Annotated in this window: 19 protein-coding genes and 1 pseudogene; 4 read left to right on the plus strand and 16 right to left on the minus strand. The window is 62.4% G+C overall.

Annotated features, from left to right (window positions below):
• Nucleotides 1–32 precede the first annotated feature (32 nt).
• From ACTJKS_RS10075 to ACTJKS_RS10110, 8 genes are all read right to left on the minus strand, one after another.
• The gene (locus ACTJKS_RS10075; RefSeq protein ID WP_108181320.1) at nucleotides 33–1,475 is read right to left on the minus strand and encodes an efflux transporter outer membrane subunit; all 1,443 of its coding nucleotides are present in this window, start codon (nucleotides 1,473–1,475) and stop codon (nucleotides 33–35) included.
• The gene (locus tag ACTJKS_RS10080; protein WP_108181319.1) at nucleotides 1,472–2,359 is read right to left on the minus strand and encodes an efflux RND transporter periplasmic adaptor subunit; all 888 of its coding nucleotides are present in this window, start codon (nucleotides 2,357–2,359) and stop codon (nucleotides 1,472–1,474) included. The genes ACTJKS_RS10075 and ACTJKS_RS10080 overlap by 4 nt, the downstream gene beginning before the upstream one ends.
• Nucleotides 2,356–2,565: a DUF1656 domain-containing protein gene (locus tag ACTJKS_RS10085; RefSeq protein WP_007957657.1), complete on the minus strand. Its 210-nt coding sequence runs from the start codon at nucleotides 2,563–2,565 to the stop codon at nucleotides 2,356–2,358. The genes ACTJKS_RS10080 and ACTJKS_RS10085 overlap by 4 nt, the downstream gene beginning before the upstream one ends.
• On the minus strand, nucleotides 2,562–4,625 hold the full coding sequence (locus ACTJKS_RS10090) for an FUSC family protein (RefSeq protein WP_108181318.1): 2,064 nt from the start codon (nucleotides 4,623–4,625) through the stop codon (nucleotides 2,562–2,564). The genes ACTJKS_RS10085 and ACTJKS_RS10090 overlap by 4 nt, the downstream gene beginning before the upstream one ends.
• Nucleotides 4,622–5,050: a MarR family winged helix-turn-helix transcriptional regulator gene (locus ACTJKS_RS10095; RefSeq protein WP_047290742.1), complete on the minus strand. Its 429-nt coding sequence runs from the start codon at nucleotides 5,048–5,050 to the stop codon at nucleotides 4,622–4,624. The genes ACTJKS_RS10090 and ACTJKS_RS10095 overlap by 4 nt, the downstream gene beginning before the upstream one ends.
• Before the next feature lie 122 nt (nucleotides 5,051–5,172).
• A complete protein-coding gene (locus ACTJKS_RS10100) occupies nucleotides 5,173–5,418 on the minus strand; it encodes a hypothetical protein (RefSeq protein WP_108181317.1) in 246 nt (81 codons plus the stop codon).
• Between the two features lie 86 nt (nucleotides 5,419–5,504).
• Nucleotides 5,505–5,750 carry a DUF2789 domain-containing protein gene (locus ACTJKS_RS10105; protein WP_108181316.1) on the minus strand — a complete coding sequence of 82 codons (246 nt, stop codon included), beginning with the start codon at nucleotides 5,748–5,750 and terminating at the stop codon, nucleotides 5,505–5,507.
• Nucleotides 5,751–5,877: 127 nt separating this feature from the next.
• Nucleotides 5,878–6,339 (minus strand): aminoacyl-tRNA deacylase, encoded by a 462-nt coding sequence (locus ACTJKS_RS10110; protein WP_108181315.1) that lies wholly within the window; start codon nucleotides 6,337–6,339, stop codon nucleotides 5,878–5,880.
• Between the two features lie 154 nt (nucleotides 6,340–6,493).
• Here ACTJKS_RS10110 and ACTJKS_RS10115 point away from each other — a divergent pair, with 154 nt between their 5' ends.
• Nucleotides 6,494–7,045 (plus strand): NfeD family protein, encoded by a 552-nt coding sequence (locus tag ACTJKS_RS10115; RefSeq protein ID WP_065118211.1) that lies wholly within the window; start codon nucleotides 6,494–6,496, stop codon nucleotides 7,043–7,045.
• Nucleotides 7,046–7,047: 2 nt separating this feature from the next.
• Nucleotides 7,048–7,806: a slipin family protein gene (locus ACTJKS_RS10120; RefSeq protein WP_041070974.1), complete on the plus strand. Its 759-nt coding sequence runs from the start codon at nucleotides 7,048–7,050 to the stop codon at nucleotides 7,804–7,806.
• An 80-nt stretch (nucleotides 7,807–7,886) separates the two neighbouring features.
• On the opposite strand, the gene ACTJKS_RS10125 is transcribed toward ACTJKS_RS10120, so the two are convergent.
• From ACTJKS_RS10125 to ACTJKS_RS10155, 7 genes and pseudogenes are all read right to left on the minus strand, one after another.
• Complete coding sequence (locus ACTJKS_RS10125; protein ID WP_108181314.1) at nucleotides 7,887–8,831, minus strand: sulfotransferase family protein; 945 nt, start codon at nucleotides 8,829–8,831, stop codon at nucleotides 7,887–7,889.
• Nucleotides 8,819–9,604 carry an aspartyl/asparaginyl beta-hydroxylase domain-containing protein gene (locus ACTJKS_RS10130; protein ID WP_108181313.1) on the minus strand — a complete coding sequence of 262 codons (786 nt, stop codon included), beginning with the start codon at nucleotides 9,602–9,604 and terminating at the stop codon, nucleotides 8,819–8,821. The genes ACTJKS_RS10125 and ACTJKS_RS10130 overlap by 13 nt, the downstream gene beginning before the upstream one ends.
• 14 nt (nucleotides 9,605–9,618) lie before the next feature.
• Nucleotides 9,619–9,699, minus strand: a pseudogene (locus tag ACTJKS_RS10135) (adenylyl-sulfate kinase); the annotation flags it as partial.
• On the minus strand, nucleotides 9,683–11,200 hold the full coding sequence (locus ACTJKS_RS10140) for a TolC family protein (RefSeq protein WP_041070966.1): 1,518 nt from the start codon (nucleotides 11,198–11,200) through the stop codon (nucleotides 9,683–9,685). The gene ACTJKS_RS10140 and the pseudogene ACTJKS_RS10135, both read right to left, overlap by 17 nt.
• Before the next feature lie 49 nt (nucleotides 11,201–11,249).
• Nucleotides 11,250–18,560: an Ig-like domain-containing protein gene (locus ACTJKS_RS10145; RefSeq protein ID WP_440828826.1), complete on the minus strand. Its 7,311-nt coding sequence runs from the start codon at nucleotides 18,558–18,560 to the stop codon at nucleotides 11,250–11,252.
• 53 nt (nucleotides 18,561–18,613) lie between these two features.
• Entirely contained in the window at nucleotides 18,614–19,459 is an 846-nt protein-coding gene (locus ACTJKS_RS10150) for a sulfotransferase family protein (RefSeq protein ID WP_047290731.1), read from the minus strand.
• A 138-nt stretch (nucleotides 19,460–19,597) separates the two neighbouring features.
• Nucleotides 19,598–21,193, minus strand: a complete 1,596-nt coding sequence (locus ACTJKS_RS10155; protein ID WP_041070957.1) for a glycosyltransferase family 39 protein — start codon at nucleotides 21,191–21,193, stop codon at nucleotides 19,598–19,600.
• Nucleotides 21,194–21,434: 241 nt separating this feature from the next.
• Between ACTJKS_RS10155 and ACTJKS_RS10160 the strand changes: the two genes are divergently transcribed.
• A complete protein-coding gene (locus ACTJKS_RS10160; RefSeq protein ID WP_041070954.1) occupies nucleotides 21,435–22,022 on the plus strand; it encodes a phage tail protein in 588 nt (195 codons plus the stop codon).
• Nucleotides 22,023–22,078: 56 nt separating this feature from the next.
• Nucleotides 22,079–22,390: a DUF6916 family protein gene (locus ACTJKS_RS10165; protein WP_198759183.1), complete on the plus strand. Its 312-nt coding sequence runs from the start codon at nucleotides 22,079–22,081 to the stop codon at nucleotides 22,388–22,390.
• 9 nt (nucleotides 22,391–22,399) lie between these two features.
• On the opposite strand, the gene ACTJKS_RS10170 is transcribed toward ACTJKS_RS10165, so the two are convergent.
• Nucleotides 22,400–22,894 (minus strand): GNAT family N-acetyltransferase, encoded by a 495-nt coding sequence (locus ACTJKS_RS10170; protein WP_108181308.1) that lies wholly within the window; start codon nucleotides 22,892–22,894, stop codon nucleotides 22,400–22,402.
• Between the last annotated feature and the right edge of the window lie 2 nt (nucleotides 22,895–22,896).

Genomic DNA, 22,896 nt, shown 5'->3' on the forward strand with positions numbered 1-22,896 from the left:
CCCTTTCAACACTTCAAAGCATAGCAACGGCTTCAGGGTTTGCTGGTGCTTGAGGCTTGCGTTCGTCCGCTTTCCCAACCACCACCGAGGGCGAGGAACAAATCGATCTGGCTCATGGCAACCTGGGTGTTGGCGGCGGCCAGTTGCGCAGTGACGTCGGTGTAAGTGCGGGTCGCCTGCAGGTCGGCGAGGAACGACTCGCGCCCGGCCTGGAAGAAGCGGTGGGTCTGGTCCGCCGCCAGTTTCGCCGACTGCTCGGCATCGGCCAAGGCATCGCGACGCTGCAGCAGTGCGCTGTACTGGGCCAGACCGGTCTGGGTTTCGCGGATGGCGTTGAGTACCACGCCGTCAAAATGCGCCAGTGCGCCCTGAGTGTTGGCTTCGGCCTCACGGATCCGTGCGCGGGCGCCGTTGGTCGGCACCTTCCAGCTCAGCGACGGGCCAAAGCCCCAGCGGTTGGTCGATGGATCGCCAAGATCGGAAACGATGCCGACGGTGCCGATGGTCGCGCCGATGCTGATGTCCGGGTACAGCTCACCGGTTGCAATGCCGATGCCGGCGGTCGCGGCGGCCAGACGACGCTCGGCTTGCCGCACATCGGGACGACGCTTGAGCAGCGCCGCACCGTCGCCCACCGGCAACTGTTGGGCGATTTTCGGCAGTTCGGCACAGGTCGCGGTGCCGGCAGGCAACTGGTCGAGCGGTTTGGCCAGCAGCATCGACAGGCGGAACAATCCGGCCTGACGCGCCGCTTCGTAGCGCGGCAGGTCAGCCCGCAAGGATTTGAATTGGGTTTGCGAACGAGTGACCTGGGTCTCGTCACCACGCCCGGCATCGCGCAAGCGCTGGATCAGCGTGGTGCTCTGCGATTGCAGGTCGAGGGAATGCTGAGCGATTTCCCGTTCTTCGTTGGCGGCGCACACTTGGGTGTAGGCACGGACCACGTCCGCCACCAGGGTGATGCGCGCGGTGTCGGCCGCCGCTTGCGTGGCATCGGCGTTGGCTTTCGCCGCTTCGATGCCGCGTTGCAGCGTGCCCCACAGATCGAACTGGTAAGACGCGCTGATACCGATGTCAGCGACGTTGGCCACCGGGACTTTTTCCGGCAGCAGGAATGCTTGTCCGGATTCCTGCAAGCGCTGCGCGCCCATCTTCACGCCGCCGCTCCAGCCGCCGGCCGCTTCCGCTTCATCGACCTGAGCCCGCGCCCGCGACAGGTTGGCCGCCGCCACGCGCAAATCCGTATTGGAAGCCATGGCTTGCTGTACCAGTTGATCCAGACGCGGGTCTTGATACAGCCGCCACCAGTCCGCCGGCACCGGCGCCGACACCACTGGTTTGCCGTCCACCGCCAGTTCGCCCTGAAAATCCTTGCGCTGCACCGCCGCGTCAGCGGGCAGGTGATAGTCCGGCCCGACCATCTGACAGGCCGAGAGCATCAGGCCCAACCCGGCGATCAACAGGGCCCTGTTCATTGCGCGGGCTCCTGCGTTTTGTCGTCGATGATCGACACGGTCGCGGTCCGCCCGGCGATCATGCGGAAGTCTTCCGGCACCTCGTCAAAGGCGATGCGCACTGGAATCCGTTGTGCCAGGCGCACCCAGCTGAACGCCGGGTTGACGTTCGGCAGCAGGTTGTTGCCGCTGGTGCGGTCGCGGTCTTCGATACCGGCGACGATGCTTTCGACATGCCCGCGCAGCCTGGCCTTGTCGCCGATCACACGGATATCCACCGACTGCCCGACATGAATGCCATCGAGTTTGGTTTCTTCGAAGTAGCCGTCGATATGGAAAGAGTTGCTGTCGACCACCGACAACACCGGACGCCCGGCTGTGACGAATTCCTGCACACGCGGCGCACGGTCGTTGACGTAACCGTCCACCGGGCTGCGGATCACCGAGCGATCCAGATTGAGCTGCGCGCTGTCCACCGTCACCAGCGCTTCGGCCAGCGCCGATTGCGCGCGGGCAACTTTCGACTGGCTTTCTTCCAGCTGTTCGGCCGGCACCAGATTACCCAGACCACGGTTACGCTTGGCTTCACGCTGCGCCTGGGCCAGGGTTTCTTCGCGATCGGCGACCGCCGCTCTAGCCTGACGCAGGGCCAGTTTGAAGCGGTCCTGGTCGATGCTGAACAGCACCTGGCCGCGTTTGATCAACTGGTTGTCCTTGACCTCGACCTGCTGGATCAGCCCGGACACGTCCGGGGCGATCTGAATAATGTCAGCGCGAATGTGGCCGTCACGGGTCCACGGCGCAAACATGTAATACATCACCATGCGCCAGACGAGGACGACGGCGAAAGTCACGATCAGCAGGGTCAGGACCACGCGACCGATAGTCAGAAACGGTTTTTTCATGTCATCAGGTATCGACTGAGTGAGTCCACGCCGTACAGCATCACGGCGTAGAGGGCCACGTTGAACAATGCCCGGTGCCAGACCAGACGGTAAAAGTGCAGGCGCGTGAGCACGCCATGCACCAGCACAAACAACACATAGGTGATGCCCATCAACACCAGCAGGGTCGGCAGGAAAATGCCGCTGATATCCAGATCACCAATCATAGGGGCGCTCCATCGGGCAGCGGTTCTTCGGCATCGCCGGTGCTGACAAATTCCACGCCGGGCAACAGCGCCAGACGCAAACCGCTCAGGGCATGCAACAGGTTTAGCCGGGTTTCTTCGTCGCCGTGGCCTTTGAGGGCGCGGCGGGCGCGATCCATGGTCATCAATAAGGGACTCGGTGCCGGCAAGCGTTCGCCGGCCTTGAGGCAAGCGCGAAAATACTCACCGACCTCGGCCACCACTTGTTGCAGCAGGGCATTCGGCGCGCCTTCCACCCGCGGGGTGTAGGCCAGCAGATCGAGCAGGTTGAGGCCGACGCGCACTTCACGCATGGCAATCCCGGTGTCCTGGCCGGTCATGGCCAGACGCGGCAAGTGCTGCATCAGACGGTCGAGCAACTGCACGCCCAACTGCCGATGTTCGGCAAGGTTGGCCGGCTCGGTCATGTGCACGATGTCCTTCCAGCTGAAACGGGTCAGACGTTTGGCGGCCAGCTCGACGCCAAACGGGCGGGCGATCAGGGTCCAGATGAACGCGAACAGCAAACCCATCGGGCCGGCCAGGTTGGAGTTCACAAAGGCGAAAAAGTCCGCGTCATACGCGCCCTGAATGCTGATGAACGACGAGGTGTTGACCAGCGTCAGGAGCATGCCGAGGTAGAAACGCGGCTGCACCGTCAGGGTGCCGACGCAAATGAACGGAACCGCAAACGCCAGTACCAGCATCGGGAAATCGTGCAGGTTCGGCAGAATCAGGAACAGATAGAGACTGGCGAACAGTACCGACATCCCGGTCCAGAAAAAGAACCGGTAGATCTGCGGCGCCGGGTCGTCCATCGAGGCGAAGAAACTGCACGCCACCGCTGCCAGAATCACCGCACTGCCGCCGTCCGGCCAACCCAGCAGGATCCACAGCACCGAGGCGACGATGATCGCCAGAATGGTCGAGGCCACCGAATACAGCATCATCCCGCGGTCGAGAAACGGCGTCAGCCGCCCGAGGCGCCAGTGCCGGTAAACCGCACGCCAGCTATCCTGGCGCTCGCAGAGAATCGCGTCCTGCAAACTGCGGCAGTCCTGCCACAGATCGATGAATTCGCCGAGGCGATAAATCGCGTTGGAGAACAGCAATTGCTTGCGATCTTCCAAGGCCTCGCAGTTTGGCTGCAGGGCCTGGAGTTGATCCTTGAGCGCCTGCCAACGCGCCAGATCAGCGTCGTTATGGCCGAGCCATTGCTGGGTCGCGGTCAACAGCGGGGCAAACTTTTCCACCAGTTCCGGTGTGCGCCGTTCAAGCGCGTAGAGCGAATCTTCCAGCGCGTCGATCACCGGCAGCAGGTGGATCATCCGCCCGCGCAGTTCCTTGGTGTTGCGCACGGTTTGCGGTCGAGCGCCTTCGTGGGGCAACTGGCCGATCATCAATTCGAGGCTGTTGAAATTGGCGACCATGGCCATGCGCAGCGTGGCGATCTGTTCAGGCTGCACGTCGCGACTGAGAAACTTCAGGCTGTAGGTGGTGGCGTCGGCGAACCATTTACCCACCGCGTCGTTGAACACCGGCGCCAGACGCCGCGGCCAGAACATCGCGCCGACCACCGCCGCCACGGCGATGCCGAGAAAAATCTCTTCGGTGCGCGCTTCCGCCACGTCCCACACCGCCAGCGGATTATCCACGGTCGGCAAGGCAATCAGCGGCAATGTGTAACCGGCCAGCATCAGCGCGTAGTTATTGGCGGTGCGCAGATGCAGCGACAGGAACAGCAAAATCCCCGTCCACAAGGCAATCACCACCACCAGCACATATGGACTCTGCACGAACATCGGCACGAACAGCACCGCCGCCGCCGCCCCGAGAAAGGTGCCGATGGCGCGGTACAGCGCCTTGGAACTGGTCGGGCCGAGAAACGGGCTGGAGACGATGTACACCGTGGCCATCGCCCAATACGGACGCGGCATTTGCATGAGCAAGGCGATGTACAGCGCGATCATCGACGCTGCAAAGGTGCGGACCCCGTAGAACCAGTCGCGGGCCGGAGGAATGCCGGAGAAAAAACCGTTCAAGAATTGATCACCACAGGCGGATTCGCCGCCTCAAAAGCTCGCAGTACTCGAAGCGTAGCCTCCAGATCACTCTGGTCGATGCCTTCGAGCACTTCATGACGCAGACGTACCAGTTCACTTTCCACCGCTTGCACCAGTTCACGGCCGGTGTCGGTCAGGCTCAGGCACTTGGCCCGGCGATCCTGCGCATCTTCGGTGCGGCAGACATAGCCGGCGTGGCACAACTGGTCGAGCAGGCGTACCAGCGACGGACTTTCCATCCCGGCCGCCTGCGCCACTTGCACCTGACGCACGCCCTCGCCCAACCGCCCGATCATCAACAACGGCACGGCGCAGGCTTCGGAGATTCCATAGTTGACCAGCGTGGTCTGGCAGATCTTCCGCCAATGCCTGGCGGCCACCACCATGGCACTGCTGATGTTCATCTGGAGAGCGTCGAGGGAATTCGGCACGGGAAAATGCACACTGTTAGTTTGCTAACTATCAATATCGCATTGGCGGGGAATTTCAGTCAAGTTTTGAAACAAATCTTCTCTGCAGAGAATTTCTATAGTTCATCCAACTCGATGGCTACCCCTGCTTCGTTCCTGCGCGAATGTGTGATTGACACCAAATCGAAATCATCCAGCGTATCCAGGATCGCTTCATAAATTTCTGACGAGACCAACACAGCCACTGTTGTGTCGTGCTCCCGAAGCTCGACAGGCCCGTTGGAGATGCTTTCGATCACTGCCTCAATACAGTCTCCAAGCGCGTCAACATCAATAGTTCTGACTGGCAAAAATGATTGCATTGACGGCTCCGGGTTGTTGAATTGGCAAGCTACTCCAACATCGATAGGGATCCTGTGGACATTCTGTAATAAGGTTTTACTCAGTCCTACAAAACCCGCCCCTTGCGCAACAACACATCCAACTGATCCACCACCTCCGCCCAATCCGCATCATCAAGAATCTCGCTTCGCAAGAAATCCGCCTGACTTTTGCTCCAGAAAAACGCATCCGCCAGGTGCAGCTCGGGTTTGAGCGGTGAATGGGTGGCGATGAATTGGTCAATGCTGGTCGGGTCGCTGTCCAGGCCCAGTTGCTTGAACAGGGACGGCAGGCTGTGGGTGGGCTGCTCCATGGGGAGCTCCTTCAAGAATGCGGTGGGTGAGAGATTATTCGCGAGCAGGCTCGCTCCCACAGGAGAACGCGTTCAACCTGTGGGAGCGAGCTTGCTCGCGAAGGCGTCCGCGAAAGCGCTACAGAACCTACTGACTCAACTCCCGCACCTCGGCATGCGGCACCATTTTCAGAAACTCGGGCATGCTCATGTGCAGCAGGTAGTTGTGGTTGCCGGCTTCCAGGTAGATGTCTTTCTGCCGGGTCAGCAGCGGGTCGATGACCATGTCCAGGCCGTAGGAATCACCCAGCGGCGGCACCGCACCGCGTTCGCAGTCATCGAAGATGTGCGCCAGGTTGCTTTCCCGGGTGATCTGCCATTCGCCGCGGCTGCGCACTTTGCTCAAATCCAGGTGCCGGCTGGCCGGCAGCACGGCCATCAGGTAATGCCCCTGGTGGTCGTCGAGAATCACCGACTTGGCCACGCGCTCGGCGGGCACCCCGGAAACCCGTGCGGTTTCCAGACTGCTGGCGGAGTGGCGGTGGGCCACGATGTCATATTCGCAATGCGCCCGGTTCAGGCTGCTTTGCACTTTTTTTGCCATACGCATGCTGCACCTCGGTGTCACGCGGAACGTTGTGCCTGTTCTGCTGAGTCTAGTTCGGCGAGGCTCAGGCGAAGGGAAATCCGCTCACTGGACACATCTGCTCATTGAGCAGAATTCATTCAGCGCCAGGCTCAACTAGACTTAAGGAAACACCCCCATGACTCTCCCGGAGGGTCACGTGAACAGCCGATGTTGTCTGTTTTTTCTGATACTGCTGACCAGCGGCCCGGCCCTCGCGGCTGACGTCCCGCTGACGGCGGTCAATCCGGTCGGCCTGTGGCTGATCTCTCTTGGCATTGCCTTTCTGATCGCCGAAGCCGCGCTGCCCAACTACGGGGTCATCGGCCTTGGCGGGATCATCATGTTCGTCATCGGCGCGCTGATCCTGAGCAACGCCGAGGTGCCGGTACCGATGATCATCGGCCTCGGCCTGCTCAGCGCTCTGCTGCTGATCGCGTTGATCATCCGCGCCTTGAAAACCCGCCCGCGCCACGCCGTCAGCGGCGATGCCGGGCTGGTCGGCAGCGTGACGGCGGTGACCACCGTGCAAGCGGAAAACGCCCACAACGGCTGGGTGCATTTGCAGGGTGAACACTGGCAAGTGCACAGCGCCACACCCTTGCACACCGGGCAATCGGTGCGCGTGGTAGGGCGCAAGGGCTTATTGCTGAAAGTCGCCGCGACTGACGCGGTGCGACACGGAGAGTGATCATGGGTCTGCAAATCGGTTTTGTTGCACTGCTGCTGTTGGTGATCGCCCTCGCCGGGTCGACCTTCCGCATCCTGCGTGAGTACGAGCGCGGCGTGGTGTTCCAGCTCGGGCGCTTCTGGCAGGTCAAAGGGCCGGGGCTGATCCTGTTGATACCGGTGGTGCAACAAATGGTCCGGGTCGATCTGCGCACCGTGGTGCTCGACGTGCCGCCCCAGGATGTGATCACCCGCGACAACGTCTCGGTGAAGGTCAATGCGGTGCTGTACTTCCGCGTGCTTGACCCGCAGAAGGCGATCATTCAGGTCGAAGACTTTCTTTCGGCCACCAGCCAACTGGCGCAGACCACCCTGCGCGCGGTGCTCGGCAAACATGAGCTGGATGAACTGCTGGCCGAACGCGAGCAACTGAATATCGATATCCAGCAAGTGCTCGACGCCCAGACCGACGCCTGGGGCATCAAGGTCGCCAACGTCGAGATCAAGCACGTCGACCTCAACGAATCGATGGTCCGTGCCATCGCCAAACAGGCCGAAGCCGAACGTGAACGCCGGGCCAAGGTGATCCACGCCGAAGGCGAACTGCAAGCCTCGGAAAAACTCATGCAGGCCGCCGAAATGCTCGGCCGCCAACCCGGCGCCATGCAGTTACGCTACATGCAGACCTTGAGTTCGATTGCGGGTGACAAGAGTTCGACGATTGTCTTTCCCCTACCCATCGAGCTGCTCAAGGGGATGGCGGATCTGTCGGGAAAAACCTGACAGCAAAAGATCGCAGCCTGCGGCAGCTCCTGCATCGGTTATGCGTACACCCTGCAGGAGCTGCCGAAGGCTGCGATCTTTCATGCGTTGCGTAGCAATTCAAGATTCAGAAAGGCATCCTGGGCACATTGCCGAACCCGTTCGCGCAACCACGGCGAAGCCTCGCGACGCTTGTCTTCGCCATCGGCAACAAAGCGCTGGGACGGCTGCTTGGCATGCTGCATCGTCGCCGCCAACACCTGCTGCCGCTGCTCGACATTCAAACGAAAAAACTTCGCCAATCGTCCGGCCATGGCCTCGGGCAACTCGCTGTAGTTCACCAGCAGTCCGTCACCCTCGCGGCAGTGCAGATACGCCGACGCCAGCAAGTGTCCAAGTCGTCGTGCAATGAAGTCTTCACTGCCGGTAAATGGCAAACCATCGTCGAGCACACAATCACCAAGCATCCCCGGCACCATGTGCATCCCCGGACGACGCACGTGCGATACGGCGATTTCCAGCGGATCGCGATACACGAACAGCCACGGCGTGTCGGGAAAGCATGCCTGCAACAACGGCCATTCGCCGATGTTCCAGGCATCGAGCTTGATCACCAGTCGCTGCTCGATACCGCGTCGACGTTGACCGTAGGCCGAGAGCAGTCCACTGATCGCTGCCCGCCGCTCGGTTTCGGGTAGCTCACCTCGCAAAAGCGCATCAAGCGGCGGTGGCTCCGAGACTACGATGTGGTCATCGAGCCACGCGAGCATCTGGCTGATCAATGTCGAACCGCAACGCGAGGCGTGCAGGATAAAGGCACTCGGGGCCAGCCCCGGGCTTTGCCTGTGCCACTGCGTCAGCGCCGACAGCGGCGTCTGGCGCCGAAAGACCTGATTGAACGGCAAACGCAACGCGTCCTCGACCGCATCGCGAAAAAACGGCTGCTGCAAAGGTCTATCCCCGAACCAGCACCAATCGACCTGCCAAAGCCCCGCAACCGGCCATACCCGGATCGGCAGCCAGCCGTCGAAATTCAGCCGCTCCATTGCGCGTTCCATTGCCGACGTCCTTGGCGCATCGCCGCACGCAACTCTTCCCGGGAGAACGGCAAGCCGTGTTCGGCGGCCAGCTCAAGAGTACGCTCGATGAATAATTCGGGGTCCGTCATGTCCTGCAACGTCGCCGCCAACGTGGCATCGCCCGCCACCCATCGCTGGAATTGCTGCAACGCCGAGTCTGGCCGTTGCGTTGCGGGGGTGTCGTTCACACCTTCGACGATTTTCTGCGCAAGCCAGGCGCCGGGGCGGCAATCGAGCACCAGATGAATCCGTGCCGACGTATCGAAGTTATCCACCCGATGCGCACGAGCAAGATCGAGAAACCAGCACTCCCCCGCCGTCATCGGCACACGCTGCCCCTCGAGCCAGAAGTCTGCGGCGGGCGGGCTGAGCAACGGAATGTGCAGGCGCAGATCGGCTTCCGGACCCTCCAGATCGTAATCACGGTGCTCATGAATTCGCCCGCCGGGCCCCAGTCGCAGCAAGCGTGCGCTGACGATATCCAGCGCCAGCTCGCGCAGCCCCCGCTGCCAGCGTTCATCACGCAACCACGGCGTGCGCTGCAGCGGCAAACCGCGTCCTGGGGCTAACTCACTCAGTGCATCGGCAGCCGAAATCAGCGCCACGCCGCTCCAGTCGCCCGTGAAGTAGTCCGTGTTGAAGTGGCCGCGCCATGCCTCTTCGGCAATCGCCTGCAGCGCCTGCAACAGCAGCGGCAGGTCCACCGCCACCGGTAGACGCGAACAGACCGGGCGGCTCATGCCTTGGGTAAAGCACCGCGATGGCCGTTGCGGGCCTCGCGTTGCCTGCGGCTAATGCTGGCGACGGGCGCCTGCAGATTATTTGGCGCCGGCATGGGCCACCACCGGCACCGAGATATCCCCCGACGCCCAGGCCGATTCGCGGTTGGCCAGGGCCGTGGCGATCGACTGCACCGCGGTGGATTGCACTTGATCCGGAAGCGGATCGAGGCCGGCGCTGGCGAAGATCTGCCCATAGGCATTGCGCAGATCGGCATACGACAGGTCACGGCGCAGATCCGCTTGCAGGTTGTTCAATTCACCCTGAATCAATTCCAGCTCGCCGATGCCGGCGGCCTGGTGCCGATTGCGCAACTGACCGACGATCTGCCCGTCGATGTCCGACAGTTGCTGGTTGGTCTTGAACTGACGCAGCGCCTCTTGATAGTTGGCATTGGCCACATACAGCTGCGCCAGCACCGCGATCGACATCGCCTGACGGCGTGCGGTGGCGACTTCTTCGCCAGCCTTGGCCACATCGATGGCTGCCGGGGCGGAGATCACATTGAACAGGTTCCAGGTGACTTTCACCCCATAGTCGGCCCAGCGATCGTTCACCAGAAACGAGTTGCTGTCGTAGTGTCCGCCGGCGGAAAACTCCAGGCCCGGCAACATGCGCAACATCGCCTTGCGGGTTTCAGCAGCACTGATCCGGGTCTGGTAGTCCTGCTCGCGCAGTTCCGGACGGCTGGTCAGGGCTTCCTGCTCCAGTCTGGAAATATCGACCTTGAGTTCCGGGATCTGATAACCGTCGTCAGTGGCCAGCGTCAGGTTGGTGCCCAGCGGCAGATTGATCAGGGTCGCCAGTTCGGTTTTCGCCAGCGACAACGCCCGGCGTTGCTCTTCCAGTTGCCGGGTCGCTTCGATCAACGAACGCTGGTAACCGAGGGACTGCACCGGATCACCGATGCGCTGCTCGCTCATGCTTTCGCTGTTGCGCCGGGCGGTGTCGACCCGGGCCATCAGGCTGTCGATCTGTTTGAGCAGACGTTCGGCCGCCATCGCCCGCCAATAAGCCGAGCGCACGTCCTGAACGATGGTGTTGATCACTTTGCGCCGGCGTTCCTGAACGATCAGGCGCTGGTCGCCCTGTTGCTTGGCGTTGATGTAGCTGACGCCGAAATCGAGGACGTTCCAGACCATGGTCAGGTCGGCGACGTTGCGGTCGCGGTCCTGGGAGGTCGACGGTTCCAGGGACTGGGTGCCGGTGCGTACGCTCTGGCTGCTGGAGGCGCTGACATTGTTGCGTCCGACGTAACCGGCATCCAGCGCCATGCGTGGCAGCATGTCGAAGCTGGCGAGGTCGAGCTGCCGCTTGGCCAGCGCTTCCTCCATGATTTTCAAGCGGCCTTCGAGGTTGTATTTCACCGCGCGGGCCATGGCCTGGTGCAGGGTCAGCGGACCGCTCAGCGGTTCCTGACCCTTGTACATGCTTTGCAGGTCGGCTTTGGCCCGTTGTTCGCTGACACTGCGTTCGATCGGTTCACTGGTGACTGCACATCCGCTGATTGCCAGCGCCAGCAGGCTGGCGCCGAACAATTTTTGACTTTTCTTCATCCCTGCATCGCCCCTGGGTGCTGCGCATATTGAGTTGTTGTGTGTGTTATCAGGCCTGCATTTCGCTGATACCGACCTGTTGCAGAGCCGCCGCCAGGTTGTCGACCCGGTGCTGCTCGCTGTCCTTGATCTGTTGCAGTTGCTGGCCCAGGGTCGGCGCGCCGAACACACCGCGCAGGCCCTGGGCAATATCGCCGCCCGTGATCGAATGACGGTCGAAGGCATTCAGCGAATCGCGCTCTGCGGCGCTGTCCTGATGGAACAGGCTCGACAGCGTGCTGCTGCCGAACACCCCGCCATCGCCGCCGCCAAACCCGAGGAAGCCATGGCCGGAACCGTCGCCGCCGCTGTCGCTGCTGGTGAAAACCTGGGCGATGAAGCTCGGGCTCAGGGCGCCGTGGTTGATGAAAATGTCACCCAGCGGACGGATGCCGTTGCCGATCACCCGTTGTTCGAACAACGGCGCGAAGGTCAGCGGTGAGCCGAGGTCGCCGGTGGGCGGTGTGAAGATGAGCGGTTGCAGCGGGACGTTCGGCGCCGGTGGTGGCACGACGGGGTCGCTGCTGCGGAACTCCGGATCCGGCGGCACCACCACCAACGGCGAGGTCGGTGTCACCGGCGGTACGACCACCGGCACCGTATTGATCACGTAGTTCCCGGACTGACTGATCCCGCTGCCGCTGTTGCCCGACAGGTCACTGACCCCGGCCGTGTTGATGCTGATTGCATTGCTGGCGCTGTTGACGTTGGCGGTCGGCGTCAGGGTCGCGGTCCAGGTCTTGCCACCGTCGCTGCTGCTCAGGTTGGACAAGGTGCCATTGGCCACGCTGAGGTCCGCCAGCTCGAAACCGCTGACCGCTTCGTTGAAGGTGATGATCACCTGCGAAGTCTGGCCGACACCCAGATTCGGGTTGGCAACCACGACCGTGGCGGTCGGGCGCTCACTGTCGAGGGCGTAGTTGTTCGACACCGCCACGGTGCTGCCGGCGTTGCCCGCCAGGTCGGTGACGTTGCTGGTGTCCAGCGCGATGAAGTTGCTCGGGTCGGTCACGTTCGCGGTCGGCGTGAAAGTCGCGGTCCAGGTCTTGCCGCCATCGCTGCTGCTCAGGTTGCTCAGGTCGCCGTTGGTCACGCTCAGGTCGGACAGGTCGAAATTGTTCACCGCCTCGCTGAAGGTGAAGGTCACCGTGGTGGTCTGGCCGATGCCCAGATGCGGATTGGCAACCACGATGTTCACCGTCGGCCGGGTTGCATCGAGGATGTAGTTGTTGGAGATGGCGATGCTCGCGCCGAGGTTGCCGGCCAGATCCTGGACGCCGGCGGTGTCGATCAGGATCAGGTTGGTCGGGTCGTTGACGCCGGCTGCCGGGGTGAAAGTCGCCGTCCAGGTGATGCCGCCGTCGCTGCTGGCCAGGTTCGACAGCGCACCATTGGCGACGCTGATGTCCGACAGATCGAAACCGATCACCGCCTCGCTGAAGGTGATGGTCACGGTGGTGGTTTCGCCGATGCCCAGGCGGTTGTCGGCGACCACGATGGTGGCGGTCGGCAGCGCGGTGTCGAGGGCGAAGTTGTTGGAATCGGTAATGCCGATACCGCTGTTGCCTGAGACGTTGGTCACTCCGGCATTGTTCAGGCTGATCAGGTTGGTCGCGTCAGTGACATTGGCGGTCGGGGTGAAGGTCGCCGTCCAGGTGACACCGCCGTCGCTGCTGCTGACATTGCTCAACGTGCCATTGGCGATGATCAGGTCGCTGTTGTCGAAACCGCTCACCGCTTCGCTGAAGGTGATGGTCACCAGCGAGGTTTCCCCGGCCTTGAGTGAAGTGTCGGCAACCACGATGGTGGAAGTCGGCACCTGAGTCTGCACCTGATAGTTGGCGGAGTTGGTGGTGCCGGTGCCGGCGTTGCCGGCCAGGTCGGTAATACCGGTGTTGTTCAGGACAATCAGGTTGGTGAGATCGGTGACGCCAATGTTCGGCGTGAACGTGGCCGTCCAGGTGATGCCGCCGTCGCTCGACGCGACATTGCTCAAGGTGCCGTTGGCGACGCTCAGGTCGGCATTGTCGAATCCGGTCACGGCCTCGCTGAAGGTGATGGTCACCAACGCGGTTTCACCGGGACGCAGGTCGCTGTCGGCCATGACAATGGCCGCCGTCGGACGCTGACTGTCGACCGCATAGTTGTTGGAATCGGTGGTGCCGCTGCCGGCGTTGCCGGCGAGGTCGGCGATGCCGGTGTTGTCCAGGGTGATCACATTGCTGGTGTCGGTAATCCCTGCCGCCGGGGTGAAGGTCGCTGTCCAGGTGATGCCGCCGTCGCTGCTGCTGACTGCCGACAACGTGCCGTTGGCGATGGTCAGGTCGGCGTTGGTGAAGCCGCTCACCGCTTCGCTGAACGTAATGGTCACCAGCGAAGTCTGACCGATGCCCAGGGCTGTGTCGGCGACCACAATGGTGGCCGTCGGACGCTGGGTGTCGATCGAGTAATTGTTGGAATCGGTGGTGCCGCTGCCGGCATTGCCCGACAGGTTCTGCACACCGCTGTTATCCAGGGTGATCAGGTTGGTGGCGTCGGTGATGTTGGTAGTCGGCGTGAACGTGGCCGTCCAGGTGATGCCGCCGTCGCTGCTGCTGACTGCCGACAACGTGCCGTTGGCAATTGTCAGGTCGGCGTTGGTGAAACCGCTCACCGCTTCGCTGAAGGTGATAGTCACCAGCGAGGTATCACCGATTTTCAGCGCGTTGTCGGCAATGATGATGGTCGCGGTCGGCAGCACGGTGTCGATGGTGTAGTTCGGAGAGCTGGTGGTGCCGGTCCCGCTGTTGCCGGCCAGGTCGGCGATGCCGGTGTTGTTCAGGACAATCAGGTTGGTCGCATCGTTGACGCCCACGTTCGGCGTGAACGTCGCCGTCCAGGTGATGCCGCCGTCGCTCGACGCGACATTGCTCAAGGTGCCGTTGGCGACGCTCAGGTCGGCATTGTCAAAACCGGTCACGGCTTCGCTGAAGGTAATGGTGACCAGCGAGGTTTCTCCGGCACTCAGGCTGCTGTCGGAGAGCACGATGGTGGCGGTCGGGCGCTGGCTGTCGACCGCATAGTTGTTGGAGTCGGTGGTGCCGCTGCCGGCGTTGCCCGCGAGGTCGGCGATGCCGGTGTTGTCCAGGGTGATCACATTGCTGGTGTCGGTAATCCCTGCCGCCGGAGTGAAGGTCGCGGTCCAGGTGATGCCGCCATCACTGCTGCTCACTGCGCTCAACGTGCCGTTGGCGATGGTCAGGTCGGCGTTGGTGAAACCGGTCACCGCTTCGCTGAACGTGATGGTCACCAGGCTGGTCTGGCCGACGCCGAGTGCGGTGTCAGCCACCACGATAGTGGCGGTCGGGCGCTGGGTATCGATCGAGTAATTGTTGGAATCGGTGGTGCCGCTGCCGGCATTGCCCGACAGGTTCTGTACGCCGGTGTTGTCCAGGGTGATCAGGTTGGTGGCGTCGGTGATGTTGGTAGTCGGCGTGAACGTGGCCGTCCAGGTGATGCCGCCGTCGCTGCTGCTCACCGCCGTCAACGTACCGTTGGCGATGGTCAGATCGGCATTGGTGAAACCGGTCACCGCTTCGCTGAAAGTGATGGTCACCAGCGAGGACTCGCCGATTTTCAGGCTGGGGTCGGACACGATGATGGTCGCGGTCGGCACCACGGTGTCGATGGTGTAATTGTTGGAGTTGGTGGTGCCGCTACCGGCGTTACCCGCGAGGTCCGCGATGCCGGTGTTGGCCAGCATGATCAGGTTGGTCGCGTCGTTGACGCCCACGTTCGGCGTGAACGTCGCCGTCCAGGTGATGCCGCCATCGCTGCTGCTCACCGCCGTCAGGGTGCCGTTGGCAATCACAATGTCGGCGTTGCTGAAACCGGTCACCGCTTCACTGAAGGTGAAAGTCACCAGCGTCGTTTCGCCGGCCGTGAGGGTGCTGTCGGCAACCACGATGGTGGCGGTCGGGCGCTGGGTGTCGATGGCGTAGTTGTTGGAGTCGGTGGTGCCGCTGCCGGCATTGCCCGCCAGGTCGGCGATACCGGTGTTGTCCAGGGTAATCAGGTTGGTGGTGTCGGTGACGCTGGCACTCGGCGTGAACGTCGCGGTCCAGGTGATGCCGCCGTCGCTGCTGCTCACCGCACTCAGCGTACCGTTGGCGATGGTCAGGTCGGCGTTGGTGAAACCGGTCACCGCTTCGCTGAAGGTGATGGTCACCAGTGAGGTTTCACCGATCCGCAGATTGTTGTCGGCCACCACGATGGTCGCGGTCGGGCGCACGGTATCGATGGCGTAGTTGTTGGAGTCGGTGGTCCCGCTGCCGGCGTTGCCGTTCAGATCCGCGATGCCGGTGTTGTTCAGGGTGATCAGGTTGGTCGCGTCGGTGATGCTGGCGGTCGGCGTGAAGGTCGCCGTCCAGGTAATGCCGCCGTCGCTGCTGCTGACCGCCGTCAAGGTGCCGTTGGCAATGGTCAGGTCGGCGTTGGTGAAGCCGGTCACGGCTTCGCTGAAGGTGATGGTCACCAGCGAGGTTTCACCGATCCGCAGGTTGTTGTCGGCCACCACGATGGTCGCGGTGGGACGCGCGGTGTCGATGGCGTAGTTGTTGGAATTGGTGGTACCAGTGCCGGCATTGCCAGCCAGATCGACGACCCCGGTGTTATCCAGGGTGATCAGGTTGGTGGTGTCGGTGATGCTGTTGGTCGGCGTGAGCGTGGCGGTCCAGGTGATGCCGCCGTCACTGCTGCTCAGGCCGCTCAGGGTGCCGTTGGCCACCGTCAGGTCGGCGGTGGTGAAGCCGCTGACCGCTTCGCTGAAGGTGATGGTCACCAGCGAGGTTTCACCCGCTGCCAGATTGCTGTCGGCCACGACAATGGTCGCGGTTGGCCGCACGGTATCGATCACGTAGTTGGCCGAATCAGTCGTGCCGCTGCCGGCGTTGCCGGCCAGGTCGGCGATACCGGTGTTGTCCAGAGTGATCAGGTTGGTGGTGTCGGTAATGCTGGCCGTCGGGGTGAACGTTCCGGTCCAGGTGATGCCACCGTCGCTGCTGCTGACTGCCGACAATGTGCCGTTGGCGATGGTCAGATCGGCGTTGGTGAAACCGGTGACCGCTTCGCTGAAGGTAAAGGTCACCAGCGACGTGTCGCCGATCTTCAACGCCGTGTCGGCCATCACGATGGTCACGGTCGGCCGCGCGGTGTCGATCGCATAGTTGACGGAACTGGTCGTGCCGACGCCCGCCACGCCGTCGCTGATCGCGGTCACCCCGGTGTTGTCGAGGGTGATCAGGTTGGTGCTGTCGGTAATGTTGTTGGTCGGCGTGAAAGTCGCGGTCCAGGTCAGGCCGCCGTCGCTGCTGCTGACCGCTGTCAGCGTACCGTTGGCAATGGTAAGGTCGGCGTTGGTGAAACCGGTGACTGCCCGGCTGAAGGTGATGGTCACCAGCGAGGTTTCGCCGATTTTCAACGCCGTGTCCGCCATCACGATGGTTGCGGTCGGCGGTTCCACATAAGCGGTATTAAGTGTGCCGCCATTGTTGTAGATCGCCGCGAATGCCAACGGTACAGAGCCTGTCACGCCGCCGCCCAGCTCTGTACCACCGGAGCCGCTGCCAGCCGCGTTACCGCTGATTGCGCTGAAGTTGGCGGCGGTGATCAGGACCGTGCCGCCCTGGTTCCAGATCGCACCGACACCCCGTCCGCCGTCGCCACCGTTCAGGTTGTTGCTGCCCTGGCCGCTACCGCCGCCGCCACCGCCGCCCGCGCCGATGTTGTTGCTGATGACCGAGGTGCCGACGATTTTCAACGTACCGGTCGAGGCGTTGTAAATCCCGCCGGCCGCATTGCCACCGACGCCGCCAACCTTGTCCCAACCGGAGCCGCCACCGCCGCCGCCGATGGAAATCGTGCCGTTGTTGGCTGTGCCGCCATTGCCGCCGTTGCTGTAATAGGACACACCCACGCCACCGGCACCGCCGACGGTGGAGCCGCCGCGCCCGCCCATGTGCGTTGCATCGTAGCCTCCGCCATAGCCACCCACGCCACCGCTGCCGGCCTGGCCGCCCAACGTTCCGGTGCCCGGCCCGGCCGTACCGCCATGGCCGCCGCCCTGACCACCAAGGCCGCCGCCACCGCCACCACCGCCGCCGTAGTTGGCACCCGTGACACCGCCGCCACCACCACCGCCGGCCGCCGCGTTACCCGTTACCGAAACGTTGTTCAGCGTGAGAATACCGGCGTTGAAAATCCCGCCGCCCATGGCGCCGGTTGCCCCGTAGCCGCCATTGCCGCCGTTGCCAGAGACCAGACCCCGGGTAATCACCAGACCATCGAGGGTCACGGTGTTGCCGGAGGTGATTTCTACCACTCGGGTCTTGTACTGGCCATCGAGGGTGACGTCCGCGACGCCGTCGTTGTTCAGGTCGCCATCGACGGTGATGTTCTTGTTGATCAGCAGCTCAGAGGTGAGCTGTACCGTCATGCTGGTGCCGAAGGTCACGATGTCGCCGTTCTGCGCCGACGCCAGCGCTGCGCGCAGCGAGCCGACCCCGGTGTTCGCGTTGTTGGTGGCGGTCCACGTGGCGAGGCCCCACTGATACTCGCTCATCGACAGGGTCGACAGCACGTTGGCGCTCTCGATCTTGCCCGTGGCGATTTCCAGATCCCAGTCGCCGCCCACACCGGTGCGGTTGTTCGAGGCGGCTACATCGCGGCCGGTCAATTGTGCCAGCGAGTCAACGAAGCTCAGGCCTCGGTCGCCCTCGGCGGTGTAGCAGCCGTAAATGAGGATGTCGCCGCCAACGTTCATGTCCTTGCCGATGTCCGCCAGCAGCGCACTGCGTTGCGCGACGTTGTCGGCCGACAGATAGCTGTTGCCGAGCCACAGGTCACCGGCGTTGCCGTGAGCGATGATCTGCACCGAGCTGACGCCCGAATGCTGGTCGAGATAATCGGCGATCTGCTGCAAGCCGTCCTTGCTTGCATCGAGCTTGACCACTTGCGCGCCGGGGGCGACGCCTTTGAGCAGGCTGTCGGCATCCTTGACCCGGGCATCGACGAACACCACGCTCTGGCCAGGTACCGCGACAGGACTGGCAGCCGGCGTGGCATCGGCCTGGCCGTGGGTGTCTTTGCTGGCCACCGGATGATCGGCCGTCGGTGCCTTGGCCGCGTCGGCGGCGGGATGACTGTCGGCCTGGGCGGCGGTGTCAGCGACCGTGGCTGCGACGGCACCGTCGAACAGCATGCGCGGTTCCAGCGACATGATCAGCGGCGCAGCCAGCGTCCGTTGGCCTTCGGTTACCCGCGACTTTTGCTTGCTCCACCACATGTTGCTCACCCGGACTCGAACAGTTGTAAACGCATCAATGAAAAACGCCGCGATCAACTGATCGCGGCGTCGGACTTCATACGAATCACATTGGCAGCGCTGGCTGAGCCATCGAGCCAAAAGGACAGGTCGGCGTATTGCTTGAACAGGTCCGGCGGCAGAATCGTGCGCCGGGACTGCAGGGCAACCTTGGGTTTGACCTTGTGCAGGCCGGCCACACCCAGCGCCTGGTCGAACGCCGGCGCGTCATAGGCCAGGTGTTCGAAATCGTGCTCGAACCAGGGCTCGCCGATGAAGTCGTAGACCAGCCGCAGCACCCGCTCCGGGGCCTGGGTCAACAAGTCGTAATCGACGATCAGCAGCGAATCGGCGTGCTCGCCGTAATAGGCTTCCTTGAGCGCCGCCCAGGCAAAACCGACCAGACGATTGCGCTGGGCCAGGGTTTCGCAGCGGCTGTAGACGGTGTTGCGCTCGACAGCATCGCCGAACAGCTTGGTGTTTTCATAAGGATTGGCGCGGTACAACCGTTCCAGGCTGTCCATCACCCAGGCGACGTTGCGCACGCAGGCAATGACTTTGGCTTTGGGGAACAAATCGCTGATGGCCGGCAGGCGCGAACTCCACTGCCGGTTGGTGTCGAACACCACCGGTTTGTCAGCCTTGTCGGCGTAGTAGGCATCGAACAGTCCGCGCAGCAGGCGGCGGCGCATGTCGGTGTCGATCACCGCGCCGAATTCGCTGCCGGCGCTGCATTGTTCAAGGACACCGGAGAACAGCGCGCCGACCGGGCTGGTCATGCCGGCATGAAAGCGCGGGTTCTGCAGAAGAATCGCAGAAAGCAGGGTGGAACCTGAGCGCGGCAAGCCGGAGATAAAGTGGAACTGCTGCAATCCCTTCACCTTACTTTGTAAGTCCTTTTGTCCGACGAGCGTAGTCCAACAATACCCTTTCGACTAGTAGTGTTTTGATATCAAAATAGAGCAAAACGGACTATGAAAGCCCGTTTTAATCGCGAAAAAAATGGTGAAGCGTTTAAGTCATTTCTCCGTCGTTCCGTTATCAGTGGTCAACGAAAAAAGTCGCGCATTTGCGCCACCGGCATGGGTCTGATCACGCAGCTGCCAGGTCGTCGGCAAGGGTCGGAATGGATCAGGCACGTCCACGTCCAGATCGCCGATCAACCAGACGCGAGCACTGCCCTTGGGCAGGTCACCGAGTCGATCCAGATAGACTTCCTCGGACACCAGGGTGCCAAAACCGTAGTGATTCGGGCGCGTCGAACGACCATCGGCGGCGGGTGGGGTATACAGACGCACCTGAGCGTCAGTGCGGTTGTAGTAGACGTAACTGAGGTACCAGAGCATGTCGCTGGTGACGATCCGGTCACCGCTGACGAAATGCCGGTTGATGTAATCGACCATGACGTTGAACTGATCGTGCGGGTCGACCGTGGCGTTGGTGTTCACCCCCACCAACTCAACCCCGACCCATGACACCAGGATCGCCACCGCCAGCACACGAGCGCGGCGGTACAACCGGTCAATGGCCAGCGCCGCCAGCATCGGCAACCCCAGCGCATAGGCTGTCAGGTAACGCTCGATGAACACCGGGCTGATGAAGGACACCGCGAACACCAGCAACAACGGCATACCGGTGTAAAGCGCCAGCAAGACGCTGCCATGGTTCACGCTGCGGTCGCGGGCCACAGCCACGCCCGCCAGCGCCAGCAAGGCCAGCGGTACCCCGCAGAACAGCAACATCGGCAGATGCTCGCCGTCGTCCTGGATCAACCAGAGCCAGATCATCGACGGCAGTGAGGACAGGGTCACCGGATCTTCCCAGCCCACATCGCCACCGACCTTGAGTTCTTCCATGTGTTGCGTCAGATCAAGCAGGTTCGGCAACCACGGCAGGTAGAGCACGACGATGGCCAGATTGGCAAGCCACCAGTCCTTGCGCTGGATATGCCGCAGGCGATAACCCGGCAGCAGGCGAATCAGCCCCAGATACAGCCAATGGCTCAGCGCGGCCAGCACTGCAAAGTAGTGGGTGTACAACGCCGCGCTCATCAGCAATGCATAGATCAGCAGATACCGCCGGCGCTGCGAGCGCCTGACCCAGCAGATCAGCGCCAGTGTGGAACCGATCAAGAGCAAGCCGAGCAGCGAGTACATGCGCACTTCCTGGCTGTAGCGCACCGCCGTCGGCAGCAACGCCAACAGCACCCCGGCAATGATCGCGGCGCGGCGGGTGGCCAGGCGATCGACCAGGCAGACACCCAGCCCGACCGTGGCGATGCCAGCCACGGCGCTGAGGCTGCGAATCGACAGGATGCCTTCACCGAACAACCCGATCCAGCCATGCAGCAGCATGAAATACAACGGCGGATGCACGTCGAACGCCGCGTGCTGCCAAATACCGGTCAGCGAATAGCGCGCCAGCAGCAGGCTTGAGCCTTCGTCGCCCCAGATCGCGGCAGCGGTCAGGTCATAAAAACGCACCACCGTCGCCAACAACAGAATCGGTATCAGCCACTGCTGGCGAGCCCAGCGCCATAGACGCCGGACACCGGCATTCGGTGCGGCAAACGGGTCCTGGGTATCCCCCAGCGGAGTCTCGCGACGCGCTTCCATCAACCTTCCCTTACAGATTTACCGAATCACAACCAGCATCACTCATTGCGCACACTGTAGGCCAGAGGCGAAGTCGACGCGCGGCCATGACGACGTCCGGCAAGTCCGCTGATCCGGGTCTACGCTACGGCTTGGCGTGACCTGCCCGCGCAAATGCAAGGCGTCAGCACAGCCTGTGTACCTGCCCTGCAACTAGGCTACCGCGCGGCGCGCCGACCACATAACAGAAGGATGAGGAACCATGGAAGTCTTTATGGGTACGATTCAACCGTTCGCCTTCAACTTCGCCCCCAGTGGCTGGGCCTTGTGCAACGGACAAATCCTGAGCATCTCGCAATACCAGGCATTGTTCGCCTTGCTGGGCACCTACTACGGCGGCAACGGCACGACCAATTTTCAGTTGCCCAACCTGCAAGGTCGGGTGCCGGTGGCACAGGGTAACGGACAGGGGCTGACGCCGCGTGTCATCGGTCAGGTGTATGGCACAGAAAACGTAACGGCCACGATCGCCAACATGCCCAACCACACCCACGCGATGACCGGCCTTTCCGCCAACACCGCCCTGCAACTGGCGGTGCCTGCAAGCAATCCGGCGACCGTACCCACCGCCACCAACTCGTACATCGGCGCGTCCGGCGGCGGCCCTGGCTCGGCGAACATCTATTCCGATGCCCAAGGTGCCACACCGGTTCCCATCAAAGGCCTGACCACCACGGTCACCGGGGACATTTCCTCCACGGGCGGCAGTCAGCCGTTATCCATCGTCAACCCCTCTCTGGTCGTCAACTTCAGCGTTGCCCTGAACGGGCTGTTCCCTTCGCGCAACTGAACAAACGTCGGGGGCCTCACGGCCCTCGGCCGTTCTTTTTTCAACGGAGTCAGATCATGCTGCAAGCGGTTCAGATCCAACACGTCCAGCCGTTGCTCGGACAGCAAAGCACGCTGCACCTGCCAGATGGCACGGCATTACCGATTCAGATCGAGTACCTCAACGAAGTCCCCGCGGCGAAAACCCGCTACAGCGAGCGCATGCCGTTCTGCCTCGAATTCAACAGCCTGGTGCCGACCGGGTTCGTCGACGGCCTGTGCGCACTGGAGCTGCCGGAACTCGGGCGAGTGGAAGACATTTTCGTGTCACGAGTGCCGGCGATGGGGCGGGATCCGCAACTGGGTTACTTCTGCATGTCCTTCAACTGAAGTCCCGCCTCACTGCGGATACCACACCAGCCGCTCCGCCGCCGGGTTGTGCTCCTCTACCGCAAAGCCCAGCGCCAGGTAATGCTGGCGCGCATGAGGGTTGTTGGCCCAGACCACCGTTGCCACCGGGCAGCGGACCTGCTGCGCGGCCTTTTGCACGCCTTGCAACACCGCGCGGCCGTAACCCTTGCCCCGCGCCTGAGGGATGAAGGCGATGTACAACACGCGGATTTCATTGGGGCCGAAGTCGGTGCTCAGCGCCCCGATGGCCGTGCCGAGTTTTTCCACGACGTAGTGCATGGCGTTGGGATGGTTTTCACCCACGCCCTGTTCCTGCACCTGAAATTGCTGGGAGACCACTTGATGGACAACTTCCTGCTCGCCGTCGATCCATTGCAGATCCGGGCGTGCCGACTGATAGAGGCGGTGCAAAAACGGCCCGTCGGTGGCCCGCGCAGGTCGCACCACCAATCCGTCTGCCGCCACATCTGCGTTGCTCGCCATGT

Origin of the sequence: Pseudomonas sp. 22189 (assembly GCF_052045635.1) — a bacterium.
GTDB lineage: Bacteria > Pseudomonadota > Gammaproteobacteria > Pseudomonadales > Pseudomonadaceae > Aquipseudomonas > Aquipseudomonas parakoreensis.

Coding starts and splice junctions, on each gene's coding strand:
- ACTJKS_RS10075 (WP_108181320.1), bottom strand. CDS start 1,475: ATGAACAGGGCCCTGTTGATCGCCGGGTTGGGCCTGATGCTCTCGGCC.
- ACTJKS_RS10080 (WP_108181319.1), bottom strand. CDS start 2,359: ATGAAAAAACCGTTTCTGACTATCGGTCGCGTGGTCCTGACCCTGCTG.
- ACTJKS_RS10085 (WP_007957657.1), bottom strand. CDS start 2,565: ATGATTGGTGATCTGGATATCAGCGGCATTTTCCTGCCGACCCTGCTG.
- ACTJKS_RS10095 (WP_047290742.1), bottom strand. CDS start 5,050: ATGAACATCAGCAGTGCCATGGTGGTGGCCGCCAGGCATTGGCGGAAG.
- ACTJKS_RS10100 (WP_108181317.1), bottom strand. CDS start 5,418: ATGCAATCATTTTTGCCAGTCAGAACTATTGATGTTGACGCGCTTGGA.
- ACTJKS_RS10105 (WP_108181316.1), bottom strand. CDS start 5,750: ATGGAGCAGCCCACCCACAGCCTGCCGTCCCTGTTCAAGCAACTGGGC.
- ACTJKS_RS10110 (WP_108181315.1), bottom strand. CDS start 6,339: ATGCGTATGGCAAAAAAAGTGCAAAGCAGCCTGAACCGGGCGCATTGC.
- ACTJKS_RS10115 (WP_065118211.1), top strand. CDS start 6,494: ATGACTCTCCCGGAGGGTCACGTGAACAGCCGATGTTGTCTGTTTTTT.
- ACTJKS_RS10120 (WP_041070974.1), top strand. CDS start 7,048: ATGGGTCTGCAAATCGGTTTTGTTGCACTGCTGCTGTTGGTGATCGCC.
- ACTJKS_RS10125 (WP_108181314.1), bottom strand. CDS start 8,831: ATGGAGCGGCTGAATTTCGACGGCTGGCTGCCGATCCGGGTATGGCCG.
- ACTJKS_RS10130 (WP_108181313.1), bottom strand. CDS start 9,604: ATGAGCCGCCCGGTCTGTTCGCGTCTACCGGTGGCGGTGGACCTGCCG.
- ACTJKS_RS10140 (WP_041070966.1), bottom strand. CDS start 11,200: ATGAAGAAAAGTCAAAAATTGTTCGGCGCCAGCCTGCTGGCGCTGGCA.
- ACTJKS_RS10145 (WP_440828826.1), bottom strand. CDS start 18,560: ATGTGGTGGAGCAAGCAAAAGTCGCGGGTAACCGAAGGCCAACGGACG.
- ACTJKS_RS10155 (WP_041070957.1), bottom strand. CDS start 21,193: ATGGAAGCGCGTCGCGAGACTCCGCTGGGGGATACCCAGGACCCGTTT.
- ACTJKS_RS10160 (WP_041070954.1), top strand. CDS start 21,435: ATGGAAGTCTTTATGGGTACGATTCAACCGTTCGCCTTCAACTTCGCC.
- ACTJKS_RS10165 (WP_198759183.1), top strand. CDS start 22,079: ATGCTGCAAGCGGTTCAGATCCAACACGTCCAGCCGTTGCTCGGACAG.
- ACTJKS_RS10170 (WP_108181308.1), bottom strand. CDS start 22,894: ATGGCGAGCAACGCAGATGTGGCGGCAGACGGATTGGTGGTGCGACCT.